Raw genomic sequence first — 22,889 nt, 5'->3', positions numbered from 1 at the left:
ACCTACACTGGCGCGATGAGCACCGACGCTCCCGACGCCGGCGCGGCCCCGGCCGCCCGCACCCCCGCCACCCCCGTCACGTCCGCCGACCGCCTGAGCCGGGGCACGATCGCCCGGTACGCCGTCGGCTCGATCGGCACCGGTGGCTTCGCCACGCTGCCCGGCCTGGTGCTGACCTACTACCTCACCGACTCTCTGGGCGTCGCTGCGCTCGCGGCCGGCGTGGTCATCACGCTGGCGAAGGTGTGGGACGTGCTCGTCGACCCGGTGATCGGCGCCCTCACCGACCGCGACCTGGCCCGCCGCGGCACGCGTCGACGGCTCATGCTCGTCGGCGCGCTGAGCATCCCGGTGCTGTTCGCACTGACGTTCGCGGTGCCGGCGGCGCTGGGGCCGGTGATCGCCGCGATCTGGGTCTTCCTCGCGTTCACGCTCACCGCGACCGCTTTCAGCCTGTTCCAGGTGCCCTACATCGCGCTGCCCGCCGAGCTCACCGGCGACTACGACGAGCGCACCCGGCTGCTGACCTGGCGGGTGGTCGTGCTCACCCTCGCCATCCTGCTGTTCGGCGCCGGTGGCCCGGCGCTGCGCCGCCTCGCCGACGACTCCACCACGGGCTACCTCGTGATGGGCATCGTGGCCGGCCTCGTCATCGGCCTCGGCATGCTGATCGCCACGACGGTGGCGCGGAGAGCGGCGGCGGGTGTCAGCCGGGTCCCCGCCATCCCCACCACTCCGGCCTCCGACGCGGCGCGCACGAGCATCCGCGAGCACTTCGCCGACGGCATCCGTGCCCTCCGGCGAAGCCGGCCCTTCCGCCTGCTGCTGGCGACCTTCGTGCTGCAGTCCCTCGCGACCGGACTCATGCTCGCCGGCGCCCAGTACGTCGCCACGTGGGTGCTGGAGTCAGAGGCGGCGGTGGAGCTGCTCTTCGTCGCACTGATCGCACCGGCGCTCTTCGCGGCGCCCGCGTGGGGCGTGTTCGCGCGTCGCGTGGGCAAGGAGCGCTCGTTCGCCCTGGCGAGCACCATCTTCGCCGTCGCAGCCCTCTCGATCGTCGGGACGCTGTGGGCGCCGGGCGCCTGGATCTATCTGCCCGTGGGGATCGCGGGTATCGCCTACGCCGGTATGCAGTCGCTGCCGATGGCCATGCTGCCCGATGTGATCTCGCACGACGAGCGCGCCTCGGGGCCAGGCCGCGCCGGCTCGTTCAGCGGCGTGTGGACCGCCGGCGAGACCGTCGGGTTCGCGCTCGGTGCGACGGTGCTCTCGATCATCCTGACGGTGACCGGGTATGTCTCGTCCACCGCCGGGCAGACCGTGGAGCAGCCGGATGCCGCCATCACCGGCATCGTCGTGAGCTTCAGCGTGGCGCCGGCCGCACTCATCGTGCTGAGCCTCGTCACACTCGCCCGGTACCCCCTCCGCCGCCGCGACATCCAGTCGCAGCCCGCCTGAGATCGCGTCGCATCGCCGACATAGACTGAGACACCCCGCCCGAAGGAGAGCGCCCGTGCCCAAGGCCGCCCCGGCATCCGCCGCCCCCGCCCGCGCCACGGCGCCCACGCTCCCCGAAGAGGACCGCGCAGCACTCGATGCAGCGATCGCCGAACTCGAGGTCGGGTCCCGCACCTGGTCTCACCTGACGCTCGGGCAGCGCGCGCGCCTGCTCGAAGGCGTGCGGGCGGCGGTCGCCGCCGTCGCCGAGGAGTGGGCGGACATCGCCGCGACGTCCAAGGGCCTCGAGCCCGGGCATCCCCTCCGCGGCGAGGAGTGGCTCTCGGGACCCTATGCCACGCTCGTGGCCCTCGACTCGTACCGGTCGACGCTCACGGCGCTGGCGAAGGGCGCCAGTCCGCTCGAGGGAGTGAAGACGGATGCCGCGCCCGGCGGCCGCGTGCGAGCCCACGCCTTCCCACTCAACGCGATCGACGGCATGCTGCTCTCGGGGTACACCGGCGAGGTGTGGTTCGAGCCCGGCGTGACCGAGGCCGACGCGCGGCGTGGAGCGGGCCTGGGCCAGCTCGCGCCGACCGAGCCCGGCGGTGTCGGATTGGTGCTCGGCGCCGGCAATGTCACCTCGATCCCGGTGCTCGACGTCATGTACGAGCTGCTGGCGCACAACCGTGTCGCGATCCTCAAGGTGAATCCCACGCAGGACTCCCTGGTGCCGGTGTACGAGCGGGCCCTCGCGCCGCTCATCGAGCCCGGACTGCTGCGCATCGTCCGCGGCGGCGGCGACGTCGGCGCCTACCTCGCCGAGCACCCCGGCATCGCCCACCTGCACATCACCGGAGCCGCGACGACGTTCGACGCGATCGTCTGGGGTCCCTCCTCGGGCGCGGGCGCGTCGACCACCGCGCGGCGCAAGCGCGAGAACCGTCCCCGTCTCAAGACGCCGATCACCGCGGAGCTCGGCGGCGTCTCGCCGATCATCGTCGTGCCGGGCGAGTGGAGCGACGCCGACCTCCGCTTCCAGGCCGAGCACGTCGCGACCATGCGCCTGTACAACTCGGGCCACAACTGCATCGCCGGGCAGGTCGTGCTGCTCAGCGCGGACTGGCCGCAGCGCGAGGCCTTCCTGAGCGAACTGCGCACGGCGCTGGAGAGCGCTCCGGCGCGGCCGGTCTGGTACCCACGGGCCGGCGAGAAGCTCGCGGCCGCGGCATCCGATTATCCCGACGCGATCTGGTGCGCCGACGGCACGCGCGCGCTCGTCAAGATCGGCGCCGCCGGCGACGCCGCAGCCCTCGAGACCACGGAGTACTTCGCACCGGTGCTCGGGGTCGTGGAGCTGCGCGGCAACGGCCAGGAGTTCCTCGACCGGGCCGTGACCCACGCCAACGCAGCGCTGACCGGCACGCTCGGCGCGAACCTGCTGATCGACCCGCTCACCCAGGCCGCGCTCGGCGACGGGTTCGAGCGCGCCGTGGCCGAGCTGCGCTACGGCACGGTGTCGATCAACTCGTGGACGGCGTTCGGCTTCCTGACCCCCACCCTGCCGTGGGGCGGGTTCCCGGGCGCGACGCTGCAGAACGTCGAGAGCGGCATCGGCGTCGTGCACAACGGCCTGCTGCTTGATCGTGTCGAGCGTTCTGTCACGCGCGGTCCGTTCCGTCCGTTCCCGCGCGCGCTCGATGCGCGCGGGCTCGGGGCGTCGAAGGGGCGCGCGTTCTCGGTGCTGCCCAAGCCGCCGTGGTTCGTCAGCTCGCGCACCGGTGCGGCGGTGAGCGAGGGGTTCACGCGGTTCCGCATGGACGGGAACTTCGCGAAGCTGGCGCGGACGCTCGCCCTGGCCTTCAAGGCATGAGGGGCCGACGCGCTGCGGCGCACCCGCTGACGGCGGACTACATCGTCGTCGGGGCCGGCTCGGCGGGCGCCGCCCTCGCGGCGCGGCTGAGCGAGGACCCGGACGTGTCGGTGCTGCTGCTCGAGGCGGGCCTGCCCGACACCGCCCTCGAGCTGCATGTGCCGGCGGCGTTCTCGAAGCTCTTCCGGGGCCGGTACGACTGGAACTACGACACCGTCCCCCAGGAGCGCCTCGAAGGTCGCACGGTCTACTGGCCGCGCGGCAAGACCCTGGGCGGCTCATCGTCGCTGAACGCGATGATGTGGGTGCGCGGGTTCGCTGCGGACTACGACGAGTGGGCGGATGCCGCGGGCCCGACGTGGTCGTGGCGTTCGCTGCTCCCCTACTTCCGCCGGGTCGAGCGGACGCAGGACGCCGCCAATCCGGACCACGGCTCCGACGGCCCCCAGTCGGTCGAGCATCAGCGCGACCCGCGGCCGCACACCGCGGCGTTCCTCGAGGCGGCGCGCGAGCTCGGGCATCCGGTCACTGCGGCGAATCTCGCCGAGGGGCAGGGGTTCAGTCAGACGATGGTGTCACAGCGACGCGGGGCGCGGGCCTCGACGGCCGACGCGTACCTGCGACCGGCCCGGCGCCGGCGGAATCTGCGCGTCGTCACCGGCGCGCTGGTGCGCCGAGTCACCTTCGCCGGCGGCCCGGACGCCCCGCCGCGGGCCACCGGGGTGTACGTCGACCTCGGCGGCGTCACGCGGCACGCGCTCGCGCGGCGCGAGGTGATCCTCGCGGGCGGGGCGATCAACACCCCGCAGCTGCTCATGCTCAGCGGCATCGGACCGGCCGAGCACCTCGTCGATCACGGCATCCCGGTGCTCGTCGACGCGCCGGGGGTCGGGGAGAACCTGCAGGACCATCTGGTCGCCGGGCTCGCGCCCGAGGCGCGCGGCGGAACGCTGTTCGGCGCGGAGCGTGCGGCGGAACTCGGGCGCTACCTCTCCTCGCGCCGCGGGATGCTGACCTCGAACGTCGGCGAGGCGTGCGGCTTCGTGCGCACCGAAGTGGCCGACCGCACCGGGATGCCCGGCGGGCTGCCCGACATCGAGATCATCTTCGCGCCCGTCCCCTACGTCGGCGAGGGGCTCATTCCCACGCCGGCCGAGGGCATCACGGTGGGCGCGATCCTGCTTCGGCCGCGCAGCCGCGGCACGATCCGGCTGGCATCGGCGGACCCGACGGTCAAGGCCGTCATCGACCCCGGCTACCTCACCGACCCGGACGGCATCGACGAGGCGACGATGCTCGCCGGGCTCGCGGAGTGCGAGCGCCTGATCGGCACCGACGCCCTCGGAGCGCTGACGACCGGAGGCTGGATCCAGCCGGAAGGCGGCGAGCGCCTGACCCCGGCCGAGCGCGCCGAGCTGTCGCTGCGCCGCTACTCCCACACGCTGTACCACCCCGTCGGCACGGCCCGGATGGGGACGGATGCCGCGTCCGTCGTCGACCCCGAGCTGCGCGTCCGCGGAGTCGACGGACTGCGCGTGGCCGATGCATCCGTGATGCCCACGGTCATCCGCGGCCACACCAACGCGCCCGCGATCGTCATCGGCGAGGTCGCGGCCGACCTCATCCGCCGCGGCTGAGCCGAGCCGGGCCCGGCCGCGCCGGGCCAAGTCGAGCCGTCGCGCACGGTCGTCTCGGCACGTCGTAGGCGACCACTCGCGACGGTTCGGCGCGGTCGGAGCCCGTCACGGGACAGCGAGTTGCCAGCTGACGTCGTTCTCGCGGGCGGATGGCGACGAGATGTGGCAACTCGGCGAGGGCGGCCGCGGCATCCGTCCAGAAATGGTGATCCGGCGACGACAGGATGAATTCGCCTGGAAGCGTCCTGTTCTCGCCAGATCACCTGTCCTCGGCAGCCCGGTGCCGCGCCGACCTGCGGGCGCATCACGAGCGCACATACGGTTCTGACGGATGCCGAGCAGCCGGCGGCCGGCATCCGTGAACGCCGAAGGGCAGGACCTCCGTCGCGTGACGGGATCCTGCCCTTCGAGAAACTGCTGCGGGTCAGCGACCGCTGCTGCGGCGCGCTCCACCGTTCTGGCGGACGACCGAGCCGACCATGAGCTTGCCGCCACCGGCGCCGGCGCTCGAGGCGCGACGGTTCGGGGTGCGGGGGTTGCCGGCCTGAGCCGGCTGAGCCGAACGGGTGTGACCGGCGCTCTGGTCGGAGCGGGCGTGGCCGCCTTGGGCGCGGTCGGAGCTCTGCCCGCGACCGGCGCCCGAACCCTGGCCACGACCGGAGCCCTGCGAGCGACCGGAGGCCGAGGCATCCGATCCACGACGCTGGCCGCCCTGACCGCCGCGACCGCCGCCGTTGCCGCCGCCTTCGCGCTGCGCGCGCTTGCGCTGGGCGTTCGCGCCCTGGCTGGTGCCGCCGCCACGGGTCGGTGCCTGCACCGGCTCGGGCTTGACGTACGGGGCGACCTCGCCGACGAGCGCGACGACCTCGGGGGAGGTCTTCGTCACGCGGACGGGGGTGACCGAGATGGCCGCCTTGCGCAGCAGCTGCGCGACGTCCTTGTCCTGGCCGGGGAGCACGAGGGTCACGACGGCACCTTCGGCGCCCGCGCGAGCGGTGCGGCCGGAGCGGTGCAGGTACGCCTTGTGCTCGGTGGGCGGGTCGACGTGGATGACGAGCTCGACGTCGTCGACGTGCACGCCGCGGGCGGCGACGTCGGTGGCGACGAGCACGCGGGCGGTGCCGGCCGAGAACGCCGCGAGGTTGCGGTCGCGCTGCGGCTGCGACAGGTTGCCGTGCAGGTCGACGGCGGGGATGCCGTCGGCGGTGAGCTGACGCGCGAGCTTCTTGGCGTGGTGCTTGGTGCGCATGAACAGGATGCGGCGGCCCTTGCCCGAGGCGAGCGCCGTGACGACGTCCTTCTTCGAGTCGGTGTCGGTCATCGTGAACACGTGGTGGGTCATCGCGGCGACGGGCGAGTTCGCCTCGTCGACCGAGTGCAGGATCTCGTTCTGCAGGAAGCGGCTGACGAGCTTGTCCACGCCGTTGTCGAGCGTGGCGCTGAACAGCAGGCGCTGACCGCTGGTCGGCGTGGCGCTCAGGATGCGCGTGACGACCGGCAGGAAGCCGAGGTCGGCCATGTGGTCCGCCTCGTCGATGACGGTGATCTCGACGGCGTCGAGATGGGCGTAGCCCTGCTTCATGAGGTCTTCGAGGCGGCCGGGGCAGGCGACGATGATGTCGACGCCGGCGTTGAGCGCCTGCACCTGACGGCTCTGGTTCACGCCACCGAAGATGGTGGTCGTGGTCAGGCCGTAGGCCTTGGCGAGCGGCGCCAGGACGGCGTCGATCTGCGTGGCGAGCTCGCGGGTCGGGGCGAGCACGAGTCCGAGCGGGCGGCCCTTGCGGCGCGAGCCTCCGGCCAGCTTGCCGCCCAGGCGGGCGACCATCGGGATCGAGAAGGCGAGCGTCTTGCCCGAGCCCGTCTTGCCGCGGCCGAGCACGTCGCGACCGGCGAGTGTGTCGGGCAGGGTGTCGACCTGGATCGGGAAGGCGGTGTTCTTGCCCTGGTTCGCCAGAACGGCGACGAGGGGCTGGGGCACGCCGAGCGTGCTGAAAGTGACGTCAGTCATTGAGAGGTTTCTCCGGGCGCGCATACGCACCCTGGTCGGTGGCCGGTGGCGTATCTCGCCCACGGGTCGCCGTACGAAAGATTTCAGCCGACGGCGTCTGGCGGGGGTTGCCCGGAGACGGCGGCGAGGGAGCGTTCTACGACGCAAGAAGCGCGGTGATCGCGCTGCAAGTGATCCCACCCTACCAGGACGGGCTGTTCGCTTCCTGGTAAGCGGCCTCGTCGGAGGGCTCGGACCCCTCGTCGGGTGCATCGTCACGCGTGCCGGCGAACCGGTCGGTGGCCTCCCGGAGCGCGGCGGCGATACCCGGCTCGGACGCGCTGTGCGAGGCATCCGGAATCATCACGAGCTCGGCCTCGGGCCACGCCCGATGCAGATCCCACGCCGTCATCGGCGGGGTGCAGACGTCGTAGCGCCCCTGCACGATCACCCCCGGGATGCCGCGGATGGCGTCGACGCCGGCGATGAGCTGCCCGTCGGAGAACCAGCCCCCGTGCATGAAGTAGTGGTTCTCGATCCGCGCGAAGGCGGTCGCCGCCGCGGGCTCGGTCATGGCGTCGACGAGGGCGGGATCGGGGAGCAGGGTCAGCGTGGATGCCTCCCAGCGCGACCACGCCACGCCCGCCGGAAGATGCACGGCCGGGTCGGGATCGCTGAGTCGCCGGTGGTACGCCTCGATCATGCGCGAGCGCTCGAGCACGGGGATCGGAGCGATGAAGTCCTCCCACAGGTCGGGGAAGAGCGCGGCCGCGCCGCCCTCGTAGAACCACTCCAGCTCGTGGCGGCGCAGCGTGAAGATGCCGCGGAGCACCAGCTCGGTCACCGATTCGGGATGGGTCTGCGCATAGGCGAGCGCCAGCGCACTCCCCCACGATCCGCCGAAGACCTGCCAGGCGGGGATGCCGAGATTGCGGCGGAGCAGCTCGATGTCGGCGACGATGTGCCACGTGGTGTTGTAACGCAGGTCGGCACCGGGATCGCTCGCATGCGGCGTGGAGCGGCCGCATCCCCGCTGGTCGAAGAGCACGATGCGATAGCGCTCCGGATCGAAGAACCGGCGATGCCAGGGTGCCGTGCCGGCGCCGGGACCACCGTGCAGGAACACGACCGGCTTGCCCTCGGGGTTGCCGCTCTGCTCCCAGTACACGCGATGACCGTCGCCCACGATGAGCATGCCGGTCTCGTACGGCTCGACGGGCGGATAGAGGATGCCGTCGAGGTGTTCGTTCACAGGCTGCCCCCGGGGATGCCGAACGTCTCGCAGTCCGCCGGCTCGCCCCGCAGGCCGATCTCGAACCACCGCTGCCGCTGCTCGCTGGAGCCGTGCGTCCAGCTCTCGGGGTTCACGGCGCCGCCGGACTCCTGCTGGATGTGGTCGTCGCCCACGGTCTGCGCCGCGTTGATCGCGTCCGCGATCTGCTGCGGTGTCGGCTCTTCGAGGTACGGCACGCCGTTCTCGTCCTTCAACCGCGTCATATCCCCGACCCAGGCGCCGGCGAAGCAGTCCGCCTGCAGCTCCATCCGCACGCCGTTGCTGTCGGGACCGGTGCCGTTGTTGGGGTTCTGCTCCATGATCCCGGCGATGTTCTGCACGTGGTGGCCGTACTCGTGAGCGAGCACGTACAGCTGGGCGAGCGGGCCCGCCGTGGCATCGAACTGCTGACGGAGGAGCCCGAAGAACGTCGGATCGACGTAGACCGTCTCTTCCGGCGGGCAGTAGAACGGGCCGGTCTGGTTCGACGCGGTGCCGCACGCGGTGCCCGTGGCCCCGTCGACGATGATGAGCTGCGGCGCCCGGTAGCCCTGCAGCTCGGTCTGCCAGTACTGGTCGAGTGCGAGCTGTCCGGCCGCCAGGCGGCAGTCGTCGCGCTCGTTGGCGTCCTCGCCGGTCTGGCACTGCTCGATCTGCGTCTCCTCGCCCGTGCCGACCTGGCCTCCGCCGCCCCCGAGCAGACCCGACAGGTCGGTCCCCGTGAAGAGCTGGAAGAGGAGTACGGCGATCGCGCCGATGCCGGCGATCCCGCCGCCGGCGGCCGCCATGCCGCCGCCGCGGCGGCGCGCCGTGCTGCCGCCGACCCGGGCGTTGTCGTTGAACGTCATGCGCTCACGGTACCCCTGGCACCTCGCACGGGCGAGGAGCTTGACACCGCAATAGGCTCTGGGCATGGCGAGCGCTCCCACGACCGTGACGATCACCGGTGCCGGCGGACAGATCGGCTACGCCCTGCTCTTCCGCATCGCGGCGGGCGACATGCTCGGCGGCGACCGTCCGGTCAGGCTCCGGCTGTTGGAGATCCCTCAGGGGATGCGGGCGGCAGAGGGCGCTGCGCTCGAACTGCAGGACTGCGCGTTCCCGCTGCTGCGCGACATCGAGCTGAGCGACGACCCGCGCGCGGCGTTCGACGGCTGCAACATCGCGATGCTCGTCGGGGCCCGTCCCCGCGGTCCGGGCATGGAGCGGGCGGATCTCCTCGCTGCGAATGCGGGGATCTTCGGCCCGCAGGGCGCCGCGATCGGAGAGGTCGCCGCCGATGACGTTCGCGCGGTCGTGGTGGGAAACCCGGCCAACACGAACGCGCTCATCGCCGCGGCATCCGCTGCCCCCGCCGTTCCCGCCGACCGCTTCACCGCACTCACCCGCCTCGACCACAACCGCGCGGTGGGTCAGCTCGCCGCGGCACTGGAGGTGCGCCCCGACGCGGTGCGCGGGGTGGCTATCTGGGGCAATCACTCGGCGACGCAGTTCCCCGATGTCGCGCACGCGACTGTCGGCGGCGTGCCGGTCGTGGTCGCCCTCGCCGAACGCCTGGGTGGGCACGAACCCGCCATCGCCTGGCTCGACGACGTCTTCATCCCCCGTGTCGCCAGGCGCGGGGCCGAGATCATCGAAGTGCGCGGCTCGTCGTCGGTGGCGTCGGCCGCGAATGCGGCGATCGAGCACGTCCGCGACGATCGACTCGGCACCGGCGGCGAGACGACGTCGGCGGCGGTGCTCTCTCGCGGCGAGTACGGCGTGCCCGAAGGACTCGTCTGCTCGTTTCCCGTCACCTCGGACGGCGACGGCTACCGGATCGTCGAAGGTCTCGCCTTCGACGATCGCTCCCGCGCGCGCTTCGACGCGTCGGTCGCCGAGCTCACCGCCGAACGCGACGCCGTCCGGGAACGCGGCGCGCTGTAGCTGCCATGGAGTACCTGGTCGTCGCCATCCTCGCCGTCGTCGTCATCGCGCTGGGCACTGCCATCGCCCCGAAGCTCAACGTCGCCGGCCCGCTGGTGCTCGTGCTCGTCGGCGTCGGCGTCGGGCTGCTGCCGTTCGTCGAGATCCCCGAGATCGACCCGGAGTGGATCCTCGTCGGCGTGCTCCCGCCGTTGCTCTACTCGGCCGCGGTCGCCCTGCCTGCCATCGAGTTCCGTCGCGACTTCGGGCCGATCGCGGGGCTGTCGTTCCTCCTCGTGATCCTCAGCTCGATCGTTCTCGCGGTGTTCTTCGTCCTCGTGATCCCCGGGCTGAACCCCGCGATCGCGGTCGCCCTCGGCGCGATCCTGAGCCCCACAGACGCGGTCGCCACCTCGATCGTGAAGCGGCTCGGCGTCTCGCGGCGGGTGGTGACGATGCTCGAGGGCGAGAGCCTGCTCAACGACGCGACCGCTCTGGTGCTGCTGCGCACCATGGTCGCCGCCGCCGCGGTGGCGACGGGCGGCGCCGCTGCCGAAGACGGCGTCGGCGTGGGCTTCCTCCCCGCGTTCGCGTGGGGCGTGCTTATCGCCGTCGTCGTCGGAGGGATCGTCGGCTACCTCAACCTGCGGCTGCGCTCGCTCATCGGCCACTCCGCAGCCAACACGGCGATCGGGTTCGTGATCCCGTTCGCGGCCTACCTGCCGACCGAGCACCTGGGCGGGTCGGGCCTCGTGGCGGCCGTCGTGGCCGGCATCGTCACCGGCCAGGGATCGGCGCGATGGTTCACGCCGGAGCAGCGGATGTCGGACGAGCACAACTGGCGGACCATCGAGCTCATGCTCGAGGGGGCGGTGTTCCTGCTCATGGGGCTCGAGCTCAAGCAGATCGTCGAGGGCAACATCGAGAACCACGACGGGATCGGCACCGGCCTCGGGATCGCCCTCGGCGCCTTCGTGATCATCGTTGTGGTGCGCGCCGCGTACGTCAGCGTCCTGGTGTGGGCGCAGAGCCGCCGCGCACGCGGACGCCAGCGCGAGCGGCTGGCGCGGATCGGCGAACGCCTCGACGGAGCGGAGCCCGCAGACGACCCGCGCCGCCAGCGCCGCCTCGCGTCGATGCGCTCACGCCTCGCGCGCGCGGTGAGCGACCTCAATTACTACCAGGCCTCCCCGCTCGGCTGGAAGCACGGCACCGTCATCGTGTGGGCGGGCATGCGCGGCGTCGTCACCCTCGCTGCGGCGCAGACCCTGCCGCGCGAGACGCCCGCTCGCGAGCTGCTCATCTTCGTCGCCTTCGCCGTCGCCATCGGGAGCCTGATGGCGCAGGGGTTCACCCTCCCCTGGCTGGTGCGGATGCTGCGGCTGCGGTCGCCGGAGGACCACCAGCTCGACCGCGCCGAGCAGTCCGCTCTCGACGGCGAGCTGCGCGAGGCGGCCGTCGCCGCGATGACCGGGGCGACGCTGCGCCGCCGCGACGGCGAGCCCTTCCCGGACGACCTCATCGACATCGTCAGCGCGCGGATGTACGACCCTCCCGACGATGAGACGACGGCCTCGGCGCGCGACCTTCTCGAGCTCCGGCTCGTGCTGATCGAGGCGATGCGACGACGGCTGAACGAGCTGTCATCGGGCGGCGAGTACAGCACGCCCGCGCTCCGTCACGCCCTGGCCGAGCTGGACGCCGACGAGCTGAGCCTCGAGCTGCGCCTCGACGATCAGGGCTGACGCACGCGACGCCGGTTTCGAGAGAGAATGGGGACGGCGAAGGAGCAAGACATGAATGGTGCAGGCCCGGCAACGGACGCGACGGATGCGGCATCCGCTCAGACCAGTCCCGTCCCCCTCGCGCACCCGGCGGCCGAGTGCCCCAAGTGTTTCACCGAGCTGCAGCGCGACCGCGACTGGTGGCAGGCCCGGCCGGCCGGCTCACGCCTCGTCGGCCTGGTCATCTCGCGGGACGACATGCCCTCGGTCGTCGAGCAGCGCGACGAGCTGACGCGCTTCGGCGTGCCGATCGCCGGCTTCCGCCACCCCGCGCCCGAGACCCTCGAGTCGTGGGAGGAACGCCTGGTGCGCCTGTTCGGCACCCTGACCCACGGCGACGTGCTTGTCGTGTCGACCGTCCACGCGCTCGGACGCAACACCGAGGAGGAGACGCGGACCCTGGCGGAGCTGCGGCGCCGAGGCGTCGTGGTCAAGGTCATCAGCCAGACCGGCCGTCACCTCGCCGACACGGTCGACGCCGCGCGCTGATCCCGCCGGTGCTCAGTCCTCGCCGGAGGCCTCGCGCTCGAGGTCGAGCAGCGGCAGGTCCTCGCGCGTGACCAGCCGCGCGGCGATCGCGTGCTCGACCAGGCGCACGCGGCGATTGGTGGCATAGGAGCCCACGCCCCCGCGCATCCCCGGCACTCCGATGCGGTCGAGCTTGTCGCATACGTTGTCGAGCTTGCGGTTGAAGCGCGTGAGCGTCCAGCCGAGGCGCTCGGCTGCCTGAGACGAGGTGGGCAGTTCGCTCATGCCGCTGCCGTCCCGCTTGAGCAGCGGCTCGGCCAGGGCCAGGATCATGACGCGCTGGCTGTGCGTCAGCGGGACGTCCCCGATCGTGCTCAGCCCGTCCTCGTCGTCGCCGAGGGTCTGCGTCTCGCGGAACGCCGGTTCGGCGACCGTGATGGTGAGCTCGTACGTCGTGGCGCCGGCGCTGAAGATCACGGCGGTCGCCGCGAACACGAGCGGCAGGCGGGCACCCGGAGCGAGCCAGGCCTGCACGCGGCCACCGGTGTCGGTGACGGTCGCCGCGAGGCGCGTGCCCACGTTCGAGAGCAGCCAGAGCCCGTCGATGTTCTCGATGCTGAGGAACTGGCGGTGCAGGAAGAGGTTGTCGTCCAGGGCGAGGTCGCCTTCGCGGCCCACGGTGAAGACGCTTCCCGGCTCGACGGTGAAGGTCTCCCCGGCGAACTCGATGGTGAGGTCGTCGGTGACCGCGGCGCTCACGGGACGCACCCGCTGACCGGATCGGACGACTGCCCGTTGTCTCGCACCAGCAGCACCTCCACGCACGTCGTGCCGGACGGGTCGGCCGCCACCGTCACCTCCAGAGCGTCGATGGACTCGAAGTCGGGTTCTGCGCCGCCACGCGCGACCACGCCGACGAGGAACTTGTCACCCTCCTGCGGGTCGGGATTGGTCCAGGTGAACCGCACGCCGGCGGCGACGGCGGCCCCCGCGAGATCCTCGGGCTCGGGAACGATCGCCGACACCGGGTCCTTCGGGTCCGACTCGGTGACCGGCGTCGGGGTGGGTGTGCCGCCGCCCAGGATGCTGGGGAGCGAGACGCCGACGATCACGGAGACGACGACCACCAGCGCCGCGGCCGCGATGCCCAGCACGAGGCCTCGGCGTGAGCTCGCGGGAGGCTTTTCGGTCGAGGGTGCGGGCGCGGCAGGATGCGGGGCTTCGGCGAAGATCGGCGCGGGCGCGCGCATCACGGTGGCGTCCTCGGCCGCGGGCGCGACCTCCGGGATGCGGCGCTGCGTCGGGCCGGCATCGACGACGCGAGCCGCCGAGCGGATCACGGTGTGCGCGTCGGCGGGCTCGTCGTAGGCGGGAGGGCTGAACGGGGCGCCACCGGGGGCGAAGGCGGCGACGGAGGGGCGCGTCGGACCGGCGGCCGGCGTGGTCTGCGGGTCGATGCTCACGACGCCCCGCACCCGTGTGAGGCCCTCGTCCTCGTCCTCGACGGCGTCGTCTGCGATGCCGTCGTCGAGGATGTCGATCGGGGTGACCGAGTGCGCGAGCTCGATCTGCACCTTCTGCAGGGCGCGCGCGAAGGCGATCGCGGACTCGTAGCGGTCCGCCGGCGACTTCGCCATCGCGCGTTCGAGGATGCGCTCCAGCGACACCGGCACGTCGGCGCGGCCGAGCGGGGGCAGAGGAGCCCGCTCGATCCGCTGGATCAGCTCTGCGGCGGTGTTGCGCTGGCCGGGCTGGTCGAACGGTGAGCGGCCGGCCAGGAGGGTGTAGACCGTCGCGCCGAGGGCGTAGACGTCCGAGCGCTGGTCGCTGCGCGGCTGGTCGGCGAAGGACTCCGGCGGCGACCACGGGATCGACAGGCCCGCGGACTCGGCCGCGGCGGCGGTGGTCGATGCGATGCCGAAGTCGGTCAGTGCGGGACGGTTGTACTCGGTGACGAGGATGTTCGCGGGCTTGATGTCGCGGTGGAGCACGCCGGCACGGTGCGCCGTCTCGACGGCCGCCGCGACCTGCACGCCGACGCGCAGCGACTCGGCGGTCGAGAACGGCTCGCGCCGGTAGCGCACCTGCAGGTTGGGCTTGGGGCAGTACTCCATCACGAGGTAGGGCCGGCCGTCCTGGGCGACCCCGGCCTGGTAGATCGTCACGATCGCGGGGTGCGTCGAGAGCATCGCCATGACGTTCGCCTCGGCGGTGAACTCGGCGACCGACCCGCTCGACATCCGCTCGGTGAGCAGCACCTTGACCGCGACGCGGCGCTTCGGCAGTGCCTGCTCGTACAGGTAGACGTCCGCGAATCCGCCCGAGCCCAGGACGTCGATGTAGGTGAAGCCCGGCAGGTCGGGCGGCGCCATGGGCGCGCGCTTGGCGCTCACGCGAGATCCTCGATGGCCACGGTGATGCCGTCTCCCAGGTCGATCACGTCGCCCGGGACGACGACCGTGGTCTCTCCTGGGTGAAGGCGCACCGGGTCGACCCCCGGCCGCAGCAGGGTGGTCCCGTTGGTGGTGTGCAGATCGGTGGCCAGGATGCTGTCGCCTTCGACGCGCAGTTCGACATGGCTGCGGGAGATGTCCTGCTGCGGGCTGTCGACGGCGACCAGGTGCGGCAGGTCGGTGCCCGAGACCCGGGTCGATCGCGGCCGCCGGCCGATGACGACCGTGCGGTCGAGAGTGAGGACCTGCCCGGTCGAGACCCGGATGCGCCCGGGCGCGGGCGGACGGGGCGGCGCGAGGGGCGCCGGCGCGGAGTCGTCGGTGCTCAGCGGCGGCAGCGAGTGGCCGGTCCGCAGCGCACGGGCCTCGGCCAGCGAGATCGTCTCGCCGTCGTGATCGCCCTGCATCGCGATGGTCACGGGCTCCCGTGACCGGATGACGGTGACCTCCAGGGCCTCGGCAGCGGGCTCAGCCTCCGGGACCGGCACCATCGTCGCCTCGGATTCGACCGGAAGGATCGAGTCGGTCTCGCCCAGGGACAGCACGGCATCGGAGTCGATCAGGCCCGAGATGGTCTCAGCACCGGCCGACGTGACACCGCTGACCGGCGCCAGGCGCGGCTCCACCACGACCGGCGGCTCGGGCGCGGCCACGACGACCGGCGCTTCCGACGCGGGCGGTGGCACGTGGGCCGCGCGCGGCGGCGTTCCCGCCACGGGGAGGTCCGCTGCGGAGACCGGCGCTGCGGAGACCGGCGCCGCGACCTCAGGCGTCGCCGGCTCGGCGACCTCCACGACCGGCTCGAGCTCGGGATCCGGCTCCATCGGCGGGGCGGCGCGGCGGGGTCCTGCCGGCGCCGCCGCACGACCCGCGCCCGGTGCCGGCGCCGCCGCGCGACCCGCGACCGATGCCTGCGCCGGGATCCACCTCAGCCCGCCCGCGAGCACGACGCCGTCGGTCACCGGGAACTCCGGCGGCGCGGCATCCTCGCTTGCGAACGACACCTGGGATGCCGCGGCGATGACCCGCTCGGTCCACGTGGTGACGCCCTCCCCGGAGACCCGCTCGGGTGCATCGGCCTCGACGTCGAGCGCGAATCCGCCGCGGACCGCCAGCCGCACCGAATCGCCCTCGGCCAGCGCGACTGCGAAGTGCGGGACCGCCGACAGCGAGATCCCGTACGCGTCGGTGAGAGCCTCCAGCACGCCCCCGAGCCCACGACCCGCGGCCACCAGGGCGTGGACGCGCACCGCCAGCGCGGGTGAGGCGTCCTCGGCGAGGATCACGAATCCCTCCGGTGTCACTGCGACCGGCTGCGCTCCCGGCGAGTAGTGGACGGACATCAGAAACCCCCTGTGGCGACCGCGCGTGGCAGCGTGTCGCCGTCGAACTCGTCTTCGCTCGGCACCGCCGGTGCGGTGTCGTCACCGCTTCGGTCAGCGCGCGAGCGCACGGCCGTGGCATCGACCACCACCGCCGTGATGTTATCGCGCCCACCACGGAGCATGGCCTCGTGCACCAGCCGGGTCGCAGCGGCCTGGGGGTCCGATTCCGCCAGGAGCACGGCGTGGATCTCGTCGCGGTCGAGCTCGCCGGAGAGTCCGTCCGAGCAGATCAGGATGCGGTCGCCGGATTCGGCCGGCAGCAGCCAGAAGTCGGCCTCGGCGTCGCTGCCCGCGCCGATCGCGCGGGTGATGACGTTGCGGCGCCGGTCGCTCGCGGCCGCGGCCGGATCCAGCTCGCCCGCGTCGATCAGTTCCTGCACGACGGAGTGGTCGACGCTCACCTGCTCGAACTCGCCCTCGCTCAGGCGGTAGGTGCGGGAGTCTCCGAGGTTGACCGCGAGCCAATAGCCCTCGCCGTGGATGTCGGCGATCACGACGCCGGTGATGGTCGTGCCGGCTCCGGCGCCCTCTCCCGACGACAGGGCGTCGATGCGCCGCCGGGCACGCAGCAGAGCGGCGCGGACGTCGTCGACGCCCACGCTCGCGCGGCCGGCGAGTCCGGCGAACTCCTCGATCGCGGTCGCACTGGCGACGTCGCCGGCACGGTGGCCGCCCATGCCGTCGGCGACCAGGAACAGCGGCGGCACCGCGATGAAGGAGTCCTCGTTGATCCGACGGCGCAGCCCGGCGTCGGTCGCCGAGCCGAATACGACGGTCACCGGGGCGGTCATGGCGCGGTGCCCACGATCGCGACGCGATCGCCCAGCTCGAGGCGGTCGCCGGTGCGCAGTGCCGTCGGAAGCCCAGGGATCAGCAGGTGGCGGCTGCCGTCGCGCACGATGACGGTGCCGTTGGTGGAGTACCGGTCGGCGATCCAGGCTCCGCCTGCGTCGCCGCCGACCTCGAAGTGGGTCTTGGACAGCGACAGCGTCTCGTCGCGCACCGGAACGCTGACGATCCCCGGCTCGACGATGGGATTGCGGCCGTACACCGTGCGCCCGTATACGGCCATGCTGGTGGCATCGTCCCACGTCAGCACGGCGATAACCGGGGCACCGGCCACGAACGACCCCTGAGTCTCGGGCAGCGGGACGCTGATGGCCGTGACGGGCCGCGTCATCGGCACCTGCGTGATGATCGCGGTCGGTGGAGCGGATGCCGTGGCCACCGCCGCGGCACGCACCGGTCCTGCGGCAGGCGCGGCGGTGCGTGCCGCGGCGGGCGCGTACGACGGCTCCACCCGGGGCGCGAACTCCGGGGCCGGCGCCTCCACGTGGACGGGCGCGAGCACCGGCACGGCGACGGGCGCGAGAACCGGGGCAGGAGCGGGCTCGGGTGCCGGTGCCGGAGAAGGCACCTGGGAAGCGGCGGGTGCCCTCTGCGGAAGGGGCGGGGCCGGGCGGTCGATGAACCACGTCAGCGGAGGGCTGGCGGCGAGCGGGGCGGCGACGGGCGACTGCTCTGCCGCCGGACGCGGGGCCGCGGCATCCGTCCCCCGCGTGTCGACCAGGATCGCGCGACCCGCGGTGTCGTGCCAGCCCTGATGGCGCGTGCTCGGGTCGAAGAGCGGCGTGAACCACCCGATGACGACCGAGCACGACAGCGCCCACACGACATTGCGCCACAGTGCCCGCCAGAAGCCGATCGCCTCGGGGCTGCGATCGTCGAGCAGCCGGAGGTCGAGCGCGCGCTGGCCGACCGATCCGGTGCCGCCCTGCATGGCCGAATAGACCACTGCCCACACGAGGAGCGCGAGCACCGCCGCACCGGCGGCGAGGACGAGCGCCGCTCCGAGGGAGCCTGCGCCCACCGCTCGCCCGGCTCCGAGGGCGAGGGCGACGCCCACCGTGATCGCGGCGGCGAAGACGCCGACGGCGCAGGCGACGGCCGCGTCGACGGCGTAGGCAGCGGCGCGCCGGCCGAGCGTCGCCGTCGCGGCGGCGGAGAGGGGGCGGCTGGTCATTCGTTCTCCTGCGGGCGGGCAACGGGCTCGGGTGCCCGGCTGGTCTTCTTCTCGGCGCGCACGCGGGGGGCGCGCGGCTCACGCGGAGCCCTGGGCGGCCGCGGCGCACGCGCCGGCAGCTCGAACCGGGTGCCCGCGAGGAGCGAGCGCACGTTCAGGCGGGCTGCCAGGCGACTCCAGAACGAGCGACCCACGGCCATGCCGCCGACGATCTCGTCGACCTGGCGCCAGAACTCGTTCACGTCCTCGGGCGTGGGGTCGGACGGGCCGAACACCTCGACGTCGGCTCGGGCGGCCAGCGTGGTCACCCGGGGCTCGGCGAAGGCGGCGCTCACCACTCCGGCGTCTTCCGTGCGGGTTCCTCCGCCGCGCACCGCCGTGCCGTAGTCCGCGGCGCGGTCCACGAGCTCTTCCCACCCGCCGCTGATGCGGTCTGCCGCACGCTCGGCTTCGCGGCGGCGCCGGCGGCGCGCCGCCTTGAGAACGCCCACCAGCACGAACGGCGCGGCCAGCACGCCGATCACGCTGAATGCGATGATGGCGATCGCGACGAGGAGAGCGATGAGCGCGGCATCGAACCCGCTCTCGTCCTCCGCCTCTCGGTCATCGGGAACGGTCGGCGGAACATCGACGGGCTCCTGCGGCGGGGGCGGCGGCTGCAGCACCTGCGGCTTGGGGTCGGCCTTGGGCTTGGTCGTCTGGTCGTTGGGAATCTGGTCGTCCGGCGGTGTCGGGTCGAAGGTGACCCAGCCGTGCTCGGCGAACGCGACCTCGACCCAGGCGTGGAGCGTGTCGCCGGTCGCCGTGAAGACGGCGCCTCCCGCGGCATCCTCTTCGGGGTAGAACCCCATCACGACGCGTGCCGGAATGCCGATCTCGCGGGCGAGCAGCGCCATCGCGGTCGCGTACTGCTCGTCGTCGCCGACCATCTGGTCGGAGCCCAGCAGCGTCGAGATGCGCTCGGCCCCGTGACCGGCGCGCGAGAGCACCTCGCCTTCGAGGCCGTGGCTGAAGTAGCCGCCCTCGGCGAGCATCGTCTGCAGCGCGCGCACCTGCTCGACCGGCGTCGTCGCCTCGGCCACGGCCTTCGCCGCGATCTCGGCGAACTCCTCGGGGACGCCCTCCTGGTCGGGAAGCGACAGCGGCGCGAAGTCGTCGTCTTCGAGCGCGTCGTCGCTGGGCGTCGAGGGCACGACCGCCTCGAGCGTGTACTCGTCGCCCTCGCCGAGCCGGTCGGTGACCACGGCCGTCTGCGTGCCCTCGTTGTAGAAGGCCGAGCGGCGGAGGTCCTCGCCGTCGTCGCCGCCGAACTCGACGCTGCGCGCGGCGCCGACCCCCGGCATCCACACGCCGTCGAGGGCGCCGATCTCGACGTGCACCGTCGCCGGCGTGCCCTCCGCCTCGGCGGACATGTTGCCCCGCACCGGGCCGAACGCGCTCGACGTGCCGGCACCGTCGTCGGAGACGTTGTAGACCGTGCCGTCGTACGCGTCCATCGTCGCGAGGCGCACGCGCGCCTCCTTCGGCATGCCGGAGACGGTGAACAGCGGCTCGTCGGGGAAGTCGCGCACGAGCGCACGGAACGCCTGCAGCGGGCTGGGGTACTCGCGGATGTCGAACGGCGGGATGACGACGTCGCGCAGCACGTAACGGGGGTTCTGCGGGGCGGCGAGCGCGCTGGTCCCCACGCCGATCAGCGTCGCGATGACGACCACGGCACCGCCGAGGATCAGGCGCCTGACAGCCACCCCGCGGACCGGGGTCGCGTCGTCGCCGAGCGGCACCGCCCCGGTGCCGTGCTCCCAGCTCTGCCGCACCGCGAGCCAGACCGCGGCCACGAGGGCGAACACGATGCCCTGCACGACCGGCACGAACGCCTCGGCGGTGCCGATCGCGATCTCGATGCCCAGGAAGGCGGTCGCGGGCAGCAGCGCCCAGGCCGGAGTGCGCAGGCGGAGAGCGAGCGACGTGGTCAGCACGCCGGCGAGCAGAGCGAGCAGGAAGGGGACGACGAGATGACCATCGGATGCCGCGACCGGCGCGACCGTGGTGAGCAGTTGCTTCCAGGACGTGACGACACCCAGGGCGAGCCGGCCCAGCGTGTCGAGCGTGGGGATGAACCCGAGGACCGTGGTGTGCGGGAGCGCGAGCGCGCCGCCGAAGAGGAAGTACGCGAGCACCGTGAGCCCCGCCAGCGGCAGGATCCCCCAGCGCAGCCAGGTGCACAGTGCCGCGAGGCCCATGCCGAGGAGCGCACCGCCGACCGCGGCGGGCAGGTACGCCGGTCCGCCGAAGGTCGGCCAGAACCCCGCAATGGGCACGGCGAGGAGCGCCGCGACGGCACTCAGGTCGAGGATCCAGCGCCGCAGCGACAGGGTCGTCCCCGCGGTCACGAGAGCACCTTCAGCAGAGCGGCGGGCAGCTGGTCGAGCGAGCCGACGGTCACGACGTTCGCGTCGCCGATGCGGCGCAGCCCCGGCGACGCGCCGGCCTCGGCCACGATCGCGAGAGCACGGGCGCCGAACGGCAGCCGCGCGCAGGCGGTGCGCAGGGTGTTGGCGTCGACGCTGCTGCCGCACACCAGCACGACGACGCTGGCCAGGGGCACCGTCGCCGAGACCACGCCCGCGAGGTCGACGATCCCGCCCGCTCGCGCACGCGAGTGAACGACACCCGACAGCGAGTCGAGCAGCCGCTTGCCGGTCGCCGACGGGAGCGAGCGCTCCTGCACCCGGAGCTCGACGCGCTGCGAGTCGCGCAGGGCGCGCAGGCCGAGAGAGCCCGCGGCCGAGATGGCGAGCTCGAACTCCTGGTCGTTGCGGTAGTCGCCGGCGAGGGTCGACAAGCCGATCACGAAGTGCGAGCGGCGCGTCTCCTCGTACTGCCGCACCATGACGGTGCCGGTGCGGGCCGTCGACTTCCAGTGCACGTGACGCAGATCGTCGCCGGGCTGATACTCGCGCAGTGCATGGAACGAGACGTCGTCACGCGACAGATCGGCGGCCGGGAGGCCATCCAGGTCGCGCATGAAGCCGAGCGACTGTCCGTCGAACGTGACGGTGCGGGGGTGCACGAACAGGTCCACCGGCTCGTCGCGGCGGTGCACGCGTTCGAACAGGCCCAGCGGATCACCGCGCACGACGCTGACCGGACCGACCTTCACGACGGCACGGCGCGTCGTCGGGATCGCGAAGAGCTCCTCGGCCGACGCCCCCGCCGGGAGGCGATTCACCTCGAACTCGCCGCGACCCGAGCCGACCGGCAGCACGACGCGCGAAGGCAGGATCGCCCGCGTGCCGGAGTTCGTCAGCGTGAGGGCGCCGACCGCCCGCTCTCCGACGACCACGCGCGTGCGGGTGAGGTCGAGAGTGACGTCGTACGCCGTGCGCCCGACCAGGAAGAGCGTGCAGAGGGCCAGCAGAGCGGCGAGCACGACGGCGGCGACCGTCAGCTCCCACCAGCCGAGGGATGCGCCGGCGACGGCGAGGACGACGACGGCGGCGATGAGCACCCACGCGGCGGGACGCACGACAGACACCACGAGGCGCAGCCGACGCGCCACGCGCACGCCCAGCGCGCTCCACCGATCGCGGCTGTCCCGCACGGGGACTGCCGGCGCGAGTGCCTCCGTCGTCATCAGGCCGCGGACCTCGCCTGCGGTGCGGCGACGTCTTCGAGCACGCGGGAGATGACCGTCTCGGCCGTGGTGCCGGCGAACTCGGCCTCGGGGTCGAGGACCAGGCGGTGCGTCCACACCGGAGCGGCGAGGGCCTTGATGTCGTCGGGCGTGACGAAGTGGCGGCCCTGAGCGGCGGCCCAGACCTTGGCGATGCGGATCATGGCGAGCGAGCCGCGCACGGACACGCCGAGCTGGGTCGCGGCATCCGTCCGGGTCGCCTCCGAGAGCTGGGCCGTGTAGCGCAGCACCGCGCCCTCCACGTGCACCGTGGCGGCGAGGTCGGCCATGTCGGCGACGGCGCCCGTGGTGATGATCGCGGGAAGGCTCGAGGACGGGTTGCGGTCGGACGCTCCGGCGAGGATGCGCTCGGCCACGGCGAGGTCGGGGTAGCCGATCGACGTGCGGATGAGGAAGCGGTCCAGCTGCGCCTCGGGGAGCTTGTAGGTTCCGGCCTGCTCGATCGGGTTCTGCGTGGCGATCACGAGGAACGGGCGACCCGCCTCGTGGGTGACGCCGTCGACCGTGACGCGGGACTCCTCCATGACCTCCAGGAGCGAGGACTGCGTCTTGGGCGACGCGCGGTTGATCTCGTCGGCGAGCACGATCGACGCGAAGACCGGGCCCTTGTGGAACTCGAACTTGTGCGAGGTCTGGTCGTAGATCGTGACGCCAGTGACGTCGGAGGGCAGCAGGTCCGGTGTGAACTGAATGCGGCTGCTCGTGCCCTGCACGGTCGCGGCGAGCGCCTTGGCGAGGCTCGTCTTGCCGGTGCCCGGGGCGTCCTCGAGCAGCACGTGGCCCTCGGCCAGCATCGCGCTGAGCACGAGGCCCACGACCTCGCGCTTGCCCAGGACGGCACGGTCGATGTTGTCGACGAGGCGGGAGAAGGTTCCCTGGAACCAGGCTGCCTGCTCGGGGGTCATCGTCATGTCGTGGGTCTCTCGTTTCAGGGGAGGGTGAGCAAAAGGAGACGGATGCTGCG

General features: G+C 72.6%; 17 protein-coding genes. 6 read left to right on the top strand and 11 right to left on the bottom strand.

Going from position 1 to position 22,889, the window contains the following annotated elements; translation table 11 throughout:
* The first annotated feature begins 15 nt into the window (after positions 1-15).
* The 3 genes from ASD56_RS05550 to ASD56_RS05540 are packed head-to-tail and all read left to right on the top strand — an operon-like array spanning position 16 to position 4,947.
* Entirely contained in the window at positions 16-1,458 is a 1,443-nt protein-coding gene (locus tag ASD56_RS05550; RefSeq protein ID WP_082541271.1) for an MFS transporter, read from the top strand.
* A 55-nt stretch (positions 1,459-1,513) separates the two neighbouring features.
* Entirely contained in the window at positions 1,514-3,310 is a 1,797-nt protein-coding gene (locus tag ASD56_RS05545) for an aldehyde dehydrogenase family protein (RefSeq protein ID WP_055962214.1), read from the top strand.
* A complete protein-coding gene (locus tag ASD56_RS05540; RefSeq protein WP_055962211.1) occupies positions 3,307-4,947 on the top strand; it encodes a GMC family oxidoreductase in 1,641 nt (546 codons plus the stop codon). The genes ASD56_RS05545 and ASD56_RS05540 overlap by 4 nt, the downstream gene beginning before the upstream one ends.
* A 424-nt stretch (positions 4,948-5,371) precedes the next feature.
* On the opposite strand, the gene ASD56_RS05535 is transcribed toward ASD56_RS05540, so the two are convergent.
* The 3 genes from ASD56_RS05535 to ypfJ form a co-directional block, all read right to left on the bottom strand.
* A complete protein-coding gene (locus ASD56_RS05535; RefSeq protein WP_055962208.1) occupies positions 5,372-6,958 on the bottom strand; it encodes a DEAD/DEAH box helicase in 1,587 nt (528 codons plus the stop codon).
* Between the two features lie 181 nt (positions 6,959-7,139).
* The gene (pip, locus tag ASD56_RS05530) at positions 7,140-8,189 is read right to left on the bottom strand and encodes a prolyl aminopeptidase (protein ID WP_082541270.1); all 1,050 of its coding nucleotides are present in this window, start codon (positions 8,187-8,189) and stop codon (positions 7,140-7,142) included.
* Positions 8,186-9,058 (bottom strand): KPN_02809 family neutral zinc metallopeptidase, encoded by an 873-nt coding sequence (ypfJ, locus tag ASD56_RS05525; RefSeq protein WP_055962205.1) that lies wholly within the window; start codon positions 9,056-9,058, stop codon positions 8,186-8,188. Before ypfJ ends, pip begins: the two co-directional genes overlap by 4 nt.
* 64 nt (positions 9,059-9,122) lie before the next feature.
* Between ypfJ and ASD56_RS05520 the strand changes: the two genes are divergently transcribed.
* Genes ASD56_RS05520 through ASD56_RS05510 form a run of 3 tightly spaced genes read left to right on the top strand, consistent with a single transcriptional unit; the run spans position 9,123 to position 12,388 of the window.
* On the top strand, positions 9,123-10,136 hold the full coding sequence (locus ASD56_RS05520; RefSeq protein ID WP_055962201.1) for a malate dehydrogenase: 1,014 nt from the start codon (positions 9,123-9,125) through the stop codon (positions 10,134-10,136).
* Between the two features lie 5 nt (positions 10,137-10,141).
* Positions 10,142-11,860 carry a cation:proton antiporter gene (locus ASD56_RS05515; RefSeq protein ID WP_055962199.1) on the top strand — a complete coding sequence of 573 codons (1,719 nt, stop codon included), beginning with the start codon at positions 10,142-10,144 and terminating at the stop codon, positions 11,858-11,860.
* A 51-nt stretch (positions 11,861-11,911) separates the two neighbouring features.
* Positions 11,912-12,388 carry a recombinase family protein gene (locus ASD56_RS05510; protein ID WP_055962197.1) on the top strand — a complete coding sequence of 159 codons (477 nt, stop codon included), beginning with the start codon at positions 11,912-11,914 and terminating at the stop codon, positions 12,386-12,388.
* Between the two features lie 12 nt (positions 12,389-12,400).
* On the opposite strand, the gene ASD56_RS05505 is transcribed toward ASD56_RS05510, so the two are convergent.
* Genes ASD56_RS05505 through ASD56_RS05470 form a run of 8 tightly spaced genes read right to left on the bottom strand, consistent with a single transcriptional unit; the run spans position 12,401 to position 22,836 of the window.
* Positions 12,401-13,135 carry a hypothetical protein gene (locus ASD56_RS05505; RefSeq protein WP_055962195.1) on the bottom strand — a complete coding sequence of 245 codons (735 nt, stop codon included), beginning with the start codon at positions 13,133-13,135 and terminating at the stop codon, positions 12,401-12,403.
* Positions 13,123-14,760, bottom strand: coding sequence for a serine/threonine-protein kinase (locus ASD56_RS05500; protein WP_055962192.1), 1,638 nt, complete (start codon positions 14,758-14,760; stop codon positions 13,123-13,125). The genes ASD56_RS05505 and ASD56_RS05500 overlap by 13 nt, the downstream gene beginning before the upstream one ends.
* Complete coding sequence (locus ASD56_RS05495; RefSeq protein WP_055962189.1) at positions 14,757-16,163, bottom strand: FHA domain-containing protein; 1,407 nt, start codon at positions 16,161-16,163, stop codon at positions 14,757-14,759. Before ASD56_RS05495 ends, ASD56_RS05500 begins: the two co-directional genes overlap by 4 nt.
* Entirely contained in the window at positions 16,163-16,996 is an 834-nt protein-coding gene (locus tag ASD56_RS05490) for a PP2C family protein-serine/threonine phosphatase (protein ID WP_055962186.1), read from the bottom strand. The genes ASD56_RS05495 and ASD56_RS05490 overlap by 1 nt, the downstream gene beginning before the upstream one ends.
* The gene (locus ASD56_RS05485) at positions 16,993-18,228 is read right to left on the bottom strand and encodes an RDD family protein (RefSeq protein WP_055962183.1); all 1,236 of its coding nucleotides are present in this window, start codon (positions 18,226-18,228) and stop codon (positions 16,993-16,995) included. The genes ASD56_RS05490 and ASD56_RS05485 overlap by 4 nt, the downstream gene beginning before the upstream one ends.
* On the bottom strand, positions 18,225-20,621 hold the full coding sequence (locus tag ASD56_RS05480) for a transglutaminase family protein (RefSeq protein ID WP_082541269.1): 2,397 nt from the start codon (positions 20,619-20,621) through the stop codon (positions 18,225-18,227). The genes ASD56_RS05485 and ASD56_RS05480 overlap by 4 nt, the downstream gene beginning before the upstream one ends.
* Complete coding sequence (locus ASD56_RS05475; protein WP_055962180.1) at positions 20,618-21,865, bottom strand: DUF58 domain-containing protein; 1,248 nt, start codon at positions 21,863-21,865, stop codon at positions 20,618-20,620. The genes ASD56_RS05480 and ASD56_RS05475 overlap by 4 nt, the downstream gene beginning before the upstream one ends.
* Positions 21,865-22,836: an AAA family ATPase gene (locus tag ASD56_RS05470; RefSeq protein ID WP_055962177.1), complete on the bottom strand. Its 972-nt coding sequence runs from the start codon at positions 22,834-22,836 to the stop codon at positions 21,865-21,867. The genes ASD56_RS05475 and ASD56_RS05470 overlap by 1 nt, the downstream gene beginning before the upstream one ends.
* Between the last annotated feature and the right edge of the window lie 53 nt (positions 22,837-22,889).

The sequence above is a fragment of the Microbacterium sp. Root166 genome, assembly GCF_001427145.1.
In the GTDB taxonomy this organism is placed as follows: Bacteria; Actinomycetota; Actinomycetes; order Actinomycetales; family Microbacteriaceae; genus Microbacterium.
This window is presented reverse-complemented; position numbering and strand designations above follow the sequence as displayed.

Excerpts from the sequence above, each read along its gene's own strand:
- ASD56_RS05485 (WP_055962183.1), bottom strand. The coding sequence starts at position 18,228 with ATGACCAGCCGCCCCCTCTCCGCCGCCGCGACGGCGACGCTCGGCCGG.
- ASD56_RS05490 (WP_055962186.1), bottom strand. The coding sequence starts at position 16,996 with ATGACCGCCCCGGTGACCGTCGTATTCGGCTCGGCGACCGACGCCGGG.
- ASD56_RS05520 (WP_055962201.1), top strand. The coding sequence starts at position 9,123 with ATGGCGAGCGCTCCCACGACCGTGACGATCACCGGTGCCGGCGGACAG.
- ASD56_RS05550 (WP_082541271.1), top strand. The coding sequence starts at position 16 with ATGAGCACCGACGCTCCCGACGCCGGCGCGGCCCCGGCCGCCCGCACC.
- ASD56_RS05515 (WP_055962199.1), top strand. The coding sequence starts at position 10,142 with ATGGAGTACCTGGTCGTCGCCATCCTCGCCGTCGTCGTCATCGCGCTG.
- ASD56_RS05535 (WP_055962208.1), bottom strand. The coding sequence starts at position 6,958 with ATGACTGACGTCACTTTCAGCACGCTCGGCGTGCCCCAGCCCCTCGTC.
- ASD56_RS05540 (WP_055962211.1), top strand. The coding sequence starts at position 3,307 with ATGAGGGGCCGACGCGCTGCGGCGCACCCGCTGACGGCGGACTACATC.
- ASD56_RS05470 (WP_055962177.1), bottom strand. The coding sequence starts at position 22,836 with ATGACGATGACCCCCGAGCAGGCAGCCTGGTTCCAGGGAACCTTCTCC.
- ASD56_RS05510 (WP_055962197.1), top strand. The coding sequence starts at position 11,912 with ATGAATGGTGCAGGCCCGGCAACGGACGCGACGGATGCGGCATCCGCT.
- ASD56_RS05495 (WP_055962189.1), bottom strand. The coding sequence starts at position 16,163 with ATGTCCGTCCACTACTCGCCGGGAGCGCAGCCGGTCGCAGTGACACCG.
- ypfJ (WP_055962205.1), bottom strand. The coding sequence starts at position 9,058 with ATGACGTTCAACGACAACGCCCGGGTCGGCGGCAGCACGGCGCGCCGC.
- ASD56_RS05475 (WP_055962180.1), bottom strand. The coding sequence starts at position 21,865 with ATGACGACGGAGGCACTCGCGCCGGCAGTCCCCGTGCGGGACAGCCGC.